Genomic DNA, 13,037 nt, shown 5'->3' with positions numbered 1-13,037 from the left:
TCAGGTTCGGCTCACCCCTCCGGTGCTGGCTCCTGGGTGAAGGCCGCGTGGAAGCGGCGGGTGTGGTCGACCTGCCGTTCCGGGCCGGTCAGGGTGACCGTCGCCGTCAGGCGGGGGTCGGCGCTCGACGCGGCGAGGCGGAGTTCCAGCTCACCGGGTTCGACGACTCGGCAGCCGTCGCGGCCGGTGAAGGAGGCCACGTCGGCCGGGACCGTGACGCGGACCCGGCGGGCCTCGCCCGGCTGCAGCGGGAGCCGGACGTAGCCGACGAGGCGCTGCACCGGCTGGACGACGGAGGCGACCGGGTCGTGCAGGTAGAGCTGGACGACCTCGGTGCCGGACCGTTCGCCGGTGTTGCGGACGGTGAGGGCGAGGGCGAACTCGCCGTCCGTCGGGGCTTCACGCGCGTCCACGGTGAGGGCGCTCCAGGCGAAACTCGTGTACGTCAGGCCGAAGCCGAACGCCGGGGTCGGGTCGATGTTGGACACCTCGCTGACCTGGGCGAGGCGCGCACCGAGGTAGGTGGTCGGCTGGGCGCCCGGGCCGCGTGGCACGCTGACCGGGAGCCGTCCGGAGGGGTTGGTGCGGCCGCTGAGGATCCTGGCGATCGCGTGGGTGCCCTCGACGCCGGGGAAGAAGGACTGCACGATCGCCGCCGAGTCGGCCGTGGCGCGGCCGAGGGCGTAGGGGCGGCCGGCGAGCAGGACGGTCACCACCGGCGTGCCGGAGTCGAGCAGTGCGTCGAGCAGGTGCTGCTGGGCGCCGGGCAGGGCGAGGGACTCGGCGTCGCAGCCCTCGCCGCTGGTGCCGCGGCCGAACAGGCCCGCGCGGTCGCCGAGGACGGCGATGACGACGTCCGCCTCGCGGGCTGCGTCCACCGCCTCGCCGATGCCGGAGAGGTCGCCGTCGTCGACGCCGGTGCCACGGGCGACCGTGATGTCCGCGTCGGGGAACTCGGCGGCCAGGGTGTCGCGCAGGGTGGGCAGGTCGATGCCGACCGGGACCTCCGGATGCCGCACGCCGACGTGCAGCGGGAAGGAGTAGCAGCCCAGTACGGCCGTCGGCTCGGTGGCGTTGGGGCCGACCAGGGCGACGCGGCGCGGCGCGGCGAGCGGCAGGGTGCCGTCGTTGGTGAGCAGCACGACCGCCTTCTCGGCGATCTCACGGGCCATTTCCCGGTTCTCGGGCCGGTCCAGGTCGATCCTGCCGCGCAGCGCCTCGGGCTCGTCCAGGTCGACGCCCTCGAGCGCGGGCGGGACCGGGCTCCAGTCCGGGTCGAGCAGGCCGAGCATCGCCTTCTGGCCGAGGACGCGGCGCAGGGCGCGGTCGATGAGCGACTCCGGTACCCGGCCGTCGGCGACGGCCTCGGCGAGCGGCGCGCCGAACGTCTTGACGGTGGGCAGTTCGACGTCGACGCCCGCCTTCAGTGCGGCGCCCGCGGCGTCGGCCCAGTCGGCGGCGATGCCGTGCAGGGTCCTGAGGAAGGCGATGCCGAAGTAGTCGGCGACGACGGTGCCGTCGAAGCCCCAGATGTCGCGGAGCAGTCCGGTCAGCAGCGTCTCGTCGGCGGCCGCGGGCACGCCGTCGATGTCGTTGTAGGCGTGCATCACGGAGCGGGCGCCGCCTTCGCGGACGGCCATCTCGAACGGCGGCAGCAGGACGTCGGCCCGTTCGCGGGCGCCCATGGGCGCGGGGGCGAGGTTGCGTCCGGCACGGGAGGCCGAGTAGCCGACGAAGTGCTTGAGGGTGGCGACGATTCCGGTGGACTCCAGTCCTTGCACATACGCGGTGCCGATGGTGCCGACGAGGTAGGGGTCCTCGCCGATCGTCTCCTCGACACGTCCCCAGCGGGCGTCGCGGACCACGTCGAGGACGGGGGCGAGGCCTTGGTGGACGCCGACGGAGCGCATGTCGCGGCCGATGGCGCCGGCCATCCGGCGCACCGCGTCCGGGTCGAAGGTGGCGCCCCAGGACAGTGGGACGGGGTAGGCGGTGGCGCCCCAGGCGGCGAAGCCGGCCAGGCACTCCTCGTGCGCGACGGCCGGGATGCCGAAGCGGTTGGCCGAGGCGATGCGGGACTGGGTGCGCAGCAGGGAGAGCGCGCCGAGGGCGGGGTCGACGGGGACGGTGCCGAAGGGGCGGGTGAGCTGGCCCAGTCCGGTGGGCACAAGCGCGTCGAGGTCGACGGTCTCCTCCATGTCGTGCTGGTGGGGGGCCACTTCGCCGCCCTTGTCGGAGGCGCCGACCCACACGCCGTACAGCTGGGCGATCTTCTCCTGAAGGGTCATCGCGCCGATCAGCGCGTCGACTCTGGTGGCGACGGGGTGGGCGGGGTCGTTCCAGAGGGGGATTTCGGGGGTGGTCTCTACGGCCACGTTGGCGGTCACTTTCCTCCGACGCCCATCAGACCCCGGACCAGGGCGCGACGGGCGAACAGGTAGACGAGCAGGACGGGCACCATGGACAGCACCACGGCTCCCAGCAGACCGGGGATGTCGATGCCGTGTTCGGTCTGGAAGTTGTACAGACCCAGGGTGACCACCTTGGTGGAGTCGGACTGGGTCAGGACGAGCGGGAACAGGAAGCCGTTCCACGCCTGGAGCGCGGAGAAGACCACGATCGTGGACAGTCCGCCGCGGGACAGCGGCAGGACGAGCTGGAAGAACATGCGCCGGGGGGGTGGCGCCGTCCATGGCCATGGCCTCGTACAGCTCCGGGGAGATGTCGCGCATCGCGCCGCTGAGGATCAGCGCCGACATCGGCAGGCAGAACGCGGCCGTGGGCAGGATGACGCCCAGCAGGTTGTCGTACAGCCCGGCCTCGCTGATCAGGTAGAACATCGGCACGATCACGGCCTGGGCCGGGATGGCGAGGCCGAGCAGGAACAGCCGGAAGATCGCCGACGTGGTCCGGCCCCGGCTGCGGACGATCGCGTAGGCGAGCGGCGGGACCAGCAGCAGCACGATGCCGATCACGCAGGCGGTGACGACGAGCGTGTTGAAGAAGTACTGGCCGAAGCCCGCGTCGAAGGCGCCGGTGTAGTTGTCCCGGGTGAAGCTGTCCGGGACGGAGACCGGGCCGTTCTCGGCGTAGTCCTGGCGGGTGCGCACCGTCGCGGCGAGCATCACGTACAGCGGCAGGCCGACCAGGAAGAGCCAGAAGAGCGAGCCGGCGCCGGCCAGGTAGTGGGGGCGGCGCCTCATGACACACCCTCCATGGTGCTGCGCATCTTGTCGTAGCCGGAGACCCGGACGACGATCAGCGAGATGATGGTGGCCGCGACGACCAGGGCGAGGGCGATGGCGAAGCCGGCGCCGAAGTCGAAGCCCTTGAAGGCCTTGTCGTACATGTAGTAGGCGCTGATGGTGGTATCGGTGCCGGGGCCGCCCTGGGTCAGGATGAGGACCGTCTCGAACGTGGTCAGGCCGCCGACGATCATCAGGATCATCGAGGTGATCATCGAGTTGCGCAGCTGCGGCAGTGTGATGTGGAAGAACTGCCGGTAGCGGCCCGCCCCGTCGATCTCCGCCGCCTGGTAGAGCACCTGCGGGACGGCCCGGGCGGCGCCCTGGTAGATCAGGGTGTGGAAGGGGGTGAACTGCCAGGTGCTGACAAAGGCCAGCACCCCGATGGCGGTGGCCTGTTCACCGAACAGGTTGCCGTCGCCGAACAGCCAGGTGGCCTCGGCGGGGATGCCGAAGTTCGGGTCGAGCAGCGCCCGCCACAGCACGGAGACGGCCGTGGCGGACAGCAGCAGCGGAATGAAGTAGATGACGGACAGCACGGCCCGGTTGCGCTGGTGACCGGCGGCCCAGACGCCGAGCACGATGCTCAGCGGCGTCTGGATGACCACGCCGAGAACGGTCAGGAGCAGGGTCAGCCAGACGCTCTTGAGCATCACCGGGTCGTCCCTCAGGCGCGACCAGTTGTCCGTGCCGACGAACTGGGGCGAGCCGATCCCGTCCCAGCTCATGAAGGACAGCACCGCCACCATGATCAGCGGGGCGATCGCGAAGAGGGCGAAGAACACTGCGGCGGGCAGGGCCCAGGCGAAGCCGGGGCGGCCCACCGTCGTTGCGGACGAGGCGGGCGGCCGCCGGGGCCCCTTGCGGGGTCCGGCGGCGGGCGGGGCGCTCTTGGTCTGAGTGGTCATGAACCGTTCGTCACTCGGTCGGGAGGGCCTGCATGGCCTTGATGAAGCCGTCCGCGTCGAGCTGTCCGTTGAAGAACTGCTGGATGGCCTGGTGCATGGACGAGCTCGCCTTCTGCGGGTACGCCTGGTCCCAGGACAGCTGGAACGACGGGGCGTCGGCGACCAGGTCGTACTGGAAGCGCGAGTACTCGGGGGTGGCCGAGGAGTCGATGAACTGGTCGGTGTTGGTCGTGGTCGGCAGGTTGCCGATGTCCAACTGCACCTTGACGAACTCGTCGGAGTACATGAGCTTCAGGAACTCGGCGGCGGCCTCGGGGTGCTTGGTCTTCTTCATCACCGAGTAGTAGTTGTTGGTGTTGCCGGCGACGTTGGCCGGATCGCCCTTGCCGCCCTCGATGGTCGGGAAGGCGGTATAGCCGAGGTCCTTCTCGGCGAACTCCTTGGCGTCCGTCAGCTGCTGGGAGTAGTACCAGGAGCCCATCAGCTCGAAGCCGGCCTTGCCCGAGGACATCAACTGGACCGAGCCGCCGTTGGTGTACTTGACGGAGTCGTAGTTCTTGCCGAAGGCGCCGGCGTCGACGAGCTCCCTGATCATGCTCAGGGCCTTCTTGCTGTCCGCGCTCTCCCAGGCGCTCTTGTCGCCCCCGACGGCCTTCTCGAACAGCCCGGGGCCGGCCACGCGGTCGAAGAGGTACTGGAGCCACATCTGCGTCGGCCAGATGTCGCCGCCACCGAGCGCGATCGGCGTGACGCCCGCGTCCTTGAGCTTCCCGACCGCCTCGAGCAGCTCGTCCCAGGTCTTCGGCGGCTTGACGCCCGCCTTGTCGAGGACCTTCTTGTTGTGGAAGAGCAGGACCGGCTGGGTGCCGCGCATCGGTATGCCGTAGGGCTTGCCGTCGACGACGGCGTTGTTGAAGACGGACGGCAGGAACTTGCTCTCCAGGTCCGGGTTCTTCTTGATGAAGTCGTCCAGCGGCAACAGCAGATCCGCCTTGACGAACGGTTTGATGCTGCCGCCGCCCCAGTTGAAGAAGACATCCGGGGCCTGCGGGGTGCTGATGATCGTCTGAAGCTTCTTCTGGTAGTCCGCACCGGGGATGGTGTCGAGGACGACCTTGACGTCGGACGTCTTGTTGAACGTCTCGACGATCTGTTTCTCGACCTTGTTGGTGGCGTCCCCGTAGACCAGGACATGGATCTTGCCGTCGTCCTGCGACGCCCCGCCGTTCCCGTCACCGCAGGCCGAGAGGCTCAGTGCCAGGGCGAGCGTCGCACCGCAGGCGACCAGTCTGGGCAAGCGCGCACGTGTCTTCATCGTTCGCCTTTCGAAAGTTTTGGCACCATTACCGAAAGTACATGCCGTGGGACAGTAGGTCAGACCAGCGTTTCGGTTAACGGTCGGGTCGGCGCTCACCCAAACCGTTACCGAGGTGCGGTGGCTTAACCTGCGGATATGCAGGATGACGACGAGGCGAGCGGCAGAGTCACCCTGGCCGCGGTCGCGAAAGAGGCCGGCGTTTCGGTGCCGACAGTTTCGAAGGTTCTCAACGGCCGTTCGGATGTCTCCCGCGCGACGCGAGCCAAGATGGAGCGGCTTCTGGAGACCCAGGGCTACCGTCGACGCGGGCAGCCCACGTCCCGCTCCCCGCTCATCGAGCTCGTCTTCCACGAGCTGGACAGCATCTGGTCGATGGAGCTGATCAGGGGCGTGGAGAACGTCGCCAGGGAGAACCGCGCGACGGTGGTGCTCACCGAGAGCGGCACCCGGCACACGCCCGCGCCGGAATGGCTCCCGGGTGTGCTGCAACGCAGGCCGCTGGGCGTCGTGCTGGTCTTCTCCACACTCCCGGAGGACGTCAAGCGCCGGCTCAGGGCGGCGGCCATCCCCTTCGTCGTCATCGACCCGGCGGGCGACCCCGACCCGGACGTGCCCTCGGTCGGCTCCGCCAACTGGGCCGGCGGCCTCGCCGCCACCCGTCATCTGACCGACCGGAAGCACGAGCGGGTCGCGATCATCACCGGCCCCGAGGACATGCTGTGCTCGCTGGCCCGCCTCGACGGCTACCGCTCGGCCATGGCGATGGCGGGCCTGGGGACCGACCCGCGCCTGATGCGCTTCGGCGACTTCCACGTGCAGGGCGGTTTCGAGCACGCCATGGACCTGCTGGACGGGCCCGGCCGGCCGACGGCGATCTTCGCGGGCAGCGACCTCCAGGCGCTGGGCGTGTTGGAGGCGGCGCGGGTCAAGAGCCTGCGCGTGCCCGAGGACCTGTCGGTGGTCGGCTACGACGACGTACCGCTGGCGCAGTGGTCGAGTCCGCCGCTCACCACGGTCCACCAGCCGCTGCGGCACATGGCCGAGGAGGCCGCCCGGATGCTGCTCCGCCCGGACGACCCCGGCACGGCCGCCCAGCGCATAGAACTGGCGACGCACCTGGTGGTACGGCAGAGCACGGCTCCGCCCGAGGGTGCGTGAAGGGGCGCGGGCACGGCGGTCCCAGGAGGCGCCAGGCGGTCGTAAAAGACGCCGGGCAGGAGACGGCCGCGCCCTTGCGTGCTACCGCCTCGCACGGCCCGTGAGCGTGGTCTGGAGGGTGCGGTAGGCGGACTTGGCCTCGGGTGGCGGCAGAGGGGCGAAAGCCCGAGGAACGCAAGAGAACTTCGAATGTTTCGAATCTTCCCGAACTCGCGTTGCGGCACCGTATTGGCCGCCTTCACGCCGTCAACTCTGATGACGAAGTCACGCGAGCCCTCGTATCCGACCGATCAAGTCGACATGCGGATCGAGATTTCCGCCCAGGCTGTTGCCGGAAGTCGCAGGGGGACATCCCGGAGGCGCCGCCGGGGTGCTGCCCGTCCACGGTGGTGCACCAGGGGCCACTTGACCCTCGGCAAACAGCGCGGTGGTCATCGGCATGGCGTGCACCGCCGGGTCCGGTCAGGTGCCGGGCAGGACCCCGCTGCGGACCACCTCGGAGTACCAGCGGGCGCTGGCTTTCGGGATGCGGGTGCCGGTCGGGTAGTCCACGTGCACGGCGCCGAAACGCTTGCCGTAGCCGTGGGCCCACTCGAAATTGTCCAGCAGCGACCACAGGAAGTAGCCGCGCACGTCCGCGCCGTCGGCGATGGCCCGGTGGACGGCGGCCAGGTGGCCGCGCACGTAGGCGATCCGGTCGGGGTCGTTGACCTGTCCTGCGGGGTCGGCGTAGCCGTCGAACGCCGCGCCGTTCTCGGTGATGACCAGCGGCAGCTTCGGGAAGTCGGACGCCAGCCGCCGCAGCAGGTCGTACAGGCCGGTGGGGTCGACGGCCCAGCCCATGGCGGTGGTGTCGCCGGGCGGCTGGTGGAAGGCGACCCGGTCGGCGCCCGGCCAGGGGCTGTGCGGGCTCCTGCCGTGCCCGTCGGAGGTGTGGGTACCGCTGCCGTCGGCCTCGGAGACAGGGTGGGTGTGTGGTAATTGACGCCGAGGAAGTCCAGCGGCTGGTGGATCTGCTGGAGGTCGCCGTCCCTCATGAAGGACCAGTCGGTCAGTGCCGCGGTGTCCTTGAGCAAGTTCTCCGGGTGGGCGCCCTGCAGCATCGGGCCGGTGAAGACCCGGTTAGCGAGCGCGTCGATCCGGCGGACCGCGTCGGCGTCGGCGTCACTGCCGGTGAGCGGGCGGACGTGGTGGATGTTAAGCGTGACCGAGCACTGGGCGTCGGCGGCGAGGCGGTCACGTAGGGCCTGGACGGCCAGGCTGTGGCCCAGGTTGAGGTGGTGGGCCGCGCGCAGGGCGTCGACCGGGTCGGTGCGGCCGGGGGCGTGCACTCCGGAGCCATAGCCGAGGAAGGCGCTGCACCAGGGCTCGTCGAGGGTGTTCCAGGTCTTCACCCGGTCGCCGAGGGCGTCCGCGGCGAGGGCGGCGACCCGCTCGGCCGTGGCATGCTCGGGCCAGCCTCCGGCGTCCTCCAACTCCTGCGGCAGGTCCCAGTGGTAGAGGGTGGCGATGGGCCGGAAGCCCTTGTCCAGCAGGTCGTCGACGAGGCGCCGGTAGAAGTCCAGGTCCTTCTGGATGGCGGGACCGCGGCCGGTGGGCTGGATCCGGGCCCAGGCCAGGGAGAAGCGGAGCACCAGACGCACGTCCCGCCCGTGCTTGCGGCCCCTCTCGAGCAGGGCCCGCTTGGTGGCGCCGATCGCCGCGTCGGTCGCCTTGCGGGCCCTGCTGGTGCGGGCGAGGACCGTGGGCCGGAAGTCCTCCACCGCGAGCACAGCATGGTCGCGCACGACCTTCTTCACCCTTCCCCAAGCTCTCCGACAAGCTCCGAGCAGGGGAGACCCCATTCGGGCGGTGTCCTGCCGCTGCCGGGCGATCCTCGCGTAGGTCTTCACCCGCCACCGCTTCGCCTCCCGGTAGCCCTTCGAGGCGGCCTGGCCCCTGGCGGGCCTGCGGCGGACCGTCATCCGGGCGTAGCGGGTCAGCTTCGCCCGGGCCTTGTGGCCGTGCCGGGTGTGCGGGAGGTCGTGGGCGTCGGAGGTGGTGGTGGCGGTCTCCCGCACGCCCCAGTCGATGCCGATCACCGCGCCGGTCGGCGGGAGCGGCTGGACTCGGCGGGGACGACGAACAAGGTGTACCAGTGCCCGAGGTGGTCGCGGTAGACCCGCACCGAGGAGGGTTCGGCCGAGAGCGGACGCGACCACACCACGGTCGGGACGATCCCGCCCGCCAGGTGCAGCCGCCCGCCTTTGAGGCGGAAGCCACGCCGCGTGTAGTTCAGGATCGGATCAGCTCCACGCTTCCTTCTGTGTTTCGGCAGGGCCGCCCGCCGCCTCACGGGCAGCCGGTCCTTGAAGTCCTTCCGCGCCTTCGCCCGGGCCTTGGCGAAGGCGCGGATGATCTGCTGCTGCGGCACCGAGGCGCCCGCCGCCAGCCAGGGTGTCGCCGCGCGGGCCCGGGTCAGCATTCCATCCAGCCGGGCCGGACCGCACTCCTCCCCCTCGGCATAAGAGGCCGCGCAGATCGAGTCGTTGCTAGCAGGCGATGAATCGCTGACTCGATGTGTTGAGCAACTACAGCGGGTGGCCGTTTACTGCCCGAGCCGTGTTGTGTCAGCGTGAGGCGCCACGAACGGTGCTCACGCGCGGGATGCGGCGCTGTCACAGGCGATACGGCTGCGCCGGCAGGGGCAGAGTGCGCAGGCCCGGGAGCAGCTGTTGATATTGACGAAGCAGTATCCGCACGATGTTGAGATCGCTTACCAGACGGCATGGGTGCATGATGTGCTCGGTCTGTACGATCTACGGCTGGAGTACTAAGCCTTCCTGGAACGGGCCACGCACCCGTTCCACAGCCACCGGCACCGCCCCCGCTCCCCCGCCAGCCCGGCCCGGGCCGTAGCCGACACCCGCAACCGGTACGTGTACCGGGCGTGCCCCGCCGCCTCCCAGGCCTTCCGTACCACCGCCACACCCCCCGCCTCCGTCCCGATCAGCCGAATCCGACCAACTGACCGTACGTACGGGCCCCGCACACCCGCATGCCCCTTCCGTCACGATCACCCCGACCCGCGAACCAGAGCACGCACGTTCGCACTCGCCCGGCTTCGCCGGGTCGGCCGTCAGGGTGCCCCGGGGGGCCTGGTGCGGCGACGCTCCGCATCGCCGACGCGGGATGTGATTCTTCCCCTGCGCGAACGCCGGGGCCTCCCCGCAAGAAACCAGGTGCCCCCTTCGGGGACGGCCCGGATGGATCCGGACGGGTCCGGACGGTTCCTGACACCCCTCATCCTGATGCCCGGCACCTCTCCGCGCGGCATGCCGGAGGTCCGGGCTCGTCGGCCGAACGGCCCTGTGTCGCGGGCCCGTTCGGCGCGATGTGCCCTGCGCCGCCGTCCGTCGCCCGCATGTCGTGCGGTTCCGGAACACCGGAGCGGGTGGAGCCGGCCCCGGAGTGCGGCAGGGCGGCTGAGGGGCGGTTGTCAGTGGCGCATGTCACTCTGAGATCACATGGAATCACGCGGAACAGCGAAAGGAATTCGTCGTGATCACCAATGAGTTCGCCCCTGGTTCCCCGTGCTGGCTGGACCTCGGCACTCCCGATGTCCGGGCCGCCGCGGCCTTCTACGGCGCGGTGCTCGGCTGGGACTACGAGTCCATGGGTGAGGGCGAGGACATGGAAGGCGGGATGTTCCGGAAGGACGGCAAGATCGTCGCCGGGCTCGGGAAGCTCACCGAGGAGGGTGCGCGGCCCGCCTGGATGATCTACTACCGCGTCGACGACGCGGACGCCGCGACCCAGGCCGTGCGGCGCGGCGGCGGTACGGTGCGGGTGGCTGCGACGGACCTCGACGAGTGGGGCCGGATGGCCCAGTACAGCGATCCGATGGGAGGCCAGTTCGCGGTCTGGCAGCCGGGCACGAGCAAGGGCGTCGAGCTGGTGGACCAGCCGGGCTCGCTGTCCTGGACCGAGCTGTACACAAGCGACGCGGCGGCCGCCAAGGAGTTCTACGGCGGTGTCTTCGGCTGGCAGTTCAGCGACATGGAACTGCCGGGCGGCGGGGGCACGTACTCCCTCATCATCCCCGCCGGGCTTCCCGAGGAGCGTATGCACGGCGGCGTGATGGAGCTGGCCGAGGAGAACCTCGCCCTGACCGGCGGACGCCCGTACTGGCATCCCGTCTTCGCCATCGCCGACTGCGACGCCGCGGTCACGGCGGTCACGGACAACGGCGGCAGTGTGCAGATGGGCCCGGAGGACGCGGAAGGCGTCGGCCGGCTCGCCGTCTGCCTCGACCCCTGGAACGCGGATTTCGTGGTGCTCACCCCGGCGGAGAGCTGAATCACGGTCATGGCTCGAACTAGGGGCGCGCAGGCAGGCCTTGGGGGGCATCGGGCAGGCAGCGGCAGGGCCGAGCACCTGACCTCACGCGCATGCCCGGTTGCACGGCCGCGTGGAGAATGGAGCGATGTTGCCTTTCAACACCTCCGCCACACCACCGGCCTGGCATGCTTTGCCCACCACCGATGTCACCGACCGGCTCGAGGTGGAACCAGGTGCGGGGCTGTTGTCCGACGAGGCGGCGCGGCGGCTCATGGAGCACGGGCCGAACCAGTTGGACGAGGCTCCGCGAGAGCCCCGCTGGCGGGCCTTCCTGCGGCAGTTCCAGGATCTGCTGATCATCATTCTGCTGGTGGCCGCCGTGGTCAGCCTGGTGGTGTCCCGGGAGTGGGAGACACCGATCGCGATCGCGGTGGTGGTACTGCTCAACGCGACGATCGGGTTCGTGCAGGAGTACCGGGCCGAGGCGGCCCTGGACGCCCTGCGGGAGATGACGGTGACCCGTGCCACCGTCCGCCGCGACGGGCGGCTGCTGCAACTGGCCGCCAGTGAACTGGTCCCCGGGGACGTGATCACCCTGGCACCGGGTGACCGGGTGCCGGCGGACGGCAGGCTGCTGACGTCGGCGTCCCTGGAGGTGCAGGAGTCCGTCCTGACCGGTGAGGCCCTGGCCGTGGCGAAGGACGCGGACGCCGAGGTCGCGCCGGACGCCCCGTTGGCCGACCGGGTGACGGCGGTGTTCATGAACACCGCCGTCACCCGCGGCCGCGGCGAGGTCACGGTCACCGCCACCGGCATGAGCACCGAGACCGGCCGTATTGCCCACATGCTGCACCAGGCCCAGCCGGGACCGACTCCGCTGCAGCGCCAGATCGACACGCTCAGCCGCACCCTCGCACTGGTCGCCGGGCTGGTCATCGCCCTCGTCTTCGTCCTCGGCCTGGTGCGCCGACAGGACTTCGGCGAGCTGTTCGTCAGCGCCGTGTCGCTCGCGGTCGCCGCCATCCCCGAAGGGCTGCCCGCGGTGGTCGCGTTCACCCTCGCGATGGGCACCGGCCGGATGGCCAAGAAGGGCGCGATCGTCAAGAAGCTGGCATCGGTGGAAACCCTCGGCAGCACCACCCAGATCTGCACGGACAAGACCGGCACGCTGACGCTGAACCAGATGACGGCGCGGGAGCTGCTGTTGGCCAGCCGCCGGCTCACCCTGTCCGGCGAGGGGTACTCCACCGAGGGGCGGATCCGCACCACCGACGGGCAGCCGGTGCCGGCGACCCTGGACCACGCGCTGATCTCGATGGCCCTGTGCACCGACGCCGTGATCCGCGACGGTCAGGTCGTGGGCGACCCGACCGAGGGCGCCCTGGTCGTACTGGCCGAGAAGGGCGGCATCGACGTGGCCGGGCTGCGTCAGGAGCGGCCACGACGTCTGGAGATCCCCTTCGACTCCGACTACAAGTTCATGGCGACCTTCCACGACTGGACGGACGATTCCGGGCGTGCGGTGATCCGATGCTGCGTCAAGGGTGCCCCCGACGTCCTCGCGGACCGCGCGGACCGCTACCTCGGCGACGAGGGGCTCCTGCCGTTCGACGAGGCGGCACGGCGGCGGTTCGACGAGGGCAACGCCTCCCTGGCCGAGCAGGGCATGCGGGTGATGGCGCTGGGGATGGAGGATTTCCCGGCCGATGGGTTCCAGGCTCCCGAGGACCCCAAGGACCTCCTCGACCGGATCGTTCTGACGGCGCTGGTGGGCATCGTCGACCCGCCACGTCCCGAGGCGCGCGCGGCCATCGCCGAGTGCAGGGACGCCGGAATCCGGGTCCGGATGATCACCGGCGACCACGCGGTGACCGCAGGCGCCATCGCCCGCGAGCTCGGCATCCCCGGAGAAGCGGTGACGGGCGCCGAGTTGGACCGTGTCGATGACGACGCCGTGCTGGCCTGGCCTGGACGAGGTGGGCGTCGTCGCCCGGGTGTCCCCCGAGCACAAGATCCGTATCGTCCGGGCGTTGCAGGACCGCGGTGATGTGGTCGCGATGACCGGAGACGGGGTCAACGACGCACCCG

General features: G+C 70.3%; 6 protein-coding genes and 3 pseudogenes. 3 read left to right on the top strand and 6 right to left on the bottom strand.

Annotation, left to right across the window (positions count from 1 at the left end; all coding sequences use genetic code 11):
* Positions 1-11: 11 nt before the first annotated feature.
* The 4 genes and pseudogenes from WJ438_RS38830 to WJ438_RS38815 all read right to left on the bottom strand — a co-directional run bounded on the left by WJ438_RS38830 (position 12) and on the right by WJ438_RS38815 (position 5,468).
* On the bottom strand, positions 12-2,387 hold the full coding sequence (locus WJ438_RS38830; protein ID WP_406729297.1) for a glycoside hydrolase family 3 N-terminal domain-containing protein: 2,376 nt from the start codon (positions 2,385-2,387) through the stop codon (positions 12-14).
* Positions 2,384-3,203, bottom strand: a pseudogene (locus WJ438_RS38825) (carbohydrate ABC transporter permease). The gene WJ438_RS38830 and the pseudogene WJ438_RS38825 overlap by 4 nt, the downstream one beginning before the upstream one ends.
* Positions 3,200-4,153: a carbohydrate ABC transporter permease gene (locus tag WJ438_RS38820; protein ID WP_406729296.1), complete on the bottom strand. Its 954-nt coding sequence runs from the start codon at positions 4,151-4,153 to the stop codon at positions 3,200-3,202. Before WJ438_RS38820 ends, WJ438_RS38825 begins: the two are co-directional and overlap by 4 nt.
* Positions 4,154-4,163: 10 nt before the next feature.
* Positions 4,164-5,468 carry an ABC transporter substrate-binding protein gene (locus WJ438_RS38815; RefSeq protein ID WP_406729295.1) on the bottom strand — a complete coding sequence of 435 codons (1,305 nt, stop codon included), beginning with the start codon at positions 5,466-5,468 and terminating at the stop codon, positions 4,164-4,166.
* A 138-nt stretch (positions 5,469-5,606) separates the two neighbouring features.
* On the opposite strand from WJ438_RS38815, the gene WJ438_RS38810 reads away from it, so the two are divergent.
* Positions 5,607-6,629, top strand: coding sequence for a LacI family DNA-binding transcriptional regulator (locus WJ438_RS38810; RefSeq protein WP_406729294.1), 1,023 nt, complete (start codon positions 5,607-5,609; stop codon positions 6,627-6,629).
* 462 nt (positions 6,630-7,091) lie between these two features.
* Here WJ438_RS38810 and WJ438_RS38805 read toward each other — a convergent pair.
* Together WJ438_RS38805 and WJ438_RS38800 are read right to left on the bottom strand one after the other, a co-directional pair.
* Positions 7,092-8,257 (bottom strand): annotated as a pseudogene (locus WJ438_RS38805) (glycoside hydrolase family 1 protein); the annotation flags it as partial.
* 3 nt (positions 8,258-8,260) lie between these two features.
* Positions 8,261-9,126, bottom strand: a pseudogene (locus WJ438_RS38800) (RNA-guided endonuclease InsQ/TnpB family protein); the annotation flags it as partial.
* Between the two features lie 1,043 nt (positions 9,127-10,169).
* Between WJ438_RS38800 and WJ438_RS38795 the strand changes: the two are divergent.
* Together WJ438_RS38795 and WJ438_RS38790 are read left to right on the top strand one after the other, a co-directional pair.
* The gene (locus tag WJ438_RS38795) at positions 10,170-10,967 is read left to right on the top strand and encodes a VOC family protein (RefSeq protein ID WP_406729293.1); all 798 of its coding nucleotides are present in this window, start codon (positions 10,170-10,172) and stop codon (positions 10,965-10,967) included.
* Positions 10,968-11,094: 127 nt separating this feature from the next.
* Positions 11,095-12,996: a cation-translocating P-type ATPase gene (locus WJ438_RS38790; protein ID WP_406729292.1), complete on the top strand. Its 1,902-nt coding sequence runs from the start codon at positions 11,095-11,097 to the stop codon at positions 12,994-12,996.
* The last annotated feature ends 41 nt before the right edge of the window (positions 12,997-13,037 follow it).

It is taken from the genome of Streptomyces sp. GD-15H (assembly GCF_045291515.1).
Lineage (GTDB): Bacteria > Actinomycetota > Actinomycetes > Streptomycetales > Streptomycetaceae > Streptomyces.
The sequence above is the reverse complement of the archived record's forward strand: the minus strand, read 5'-3'. Positions and strand labels throughout refer to the sequence as shown.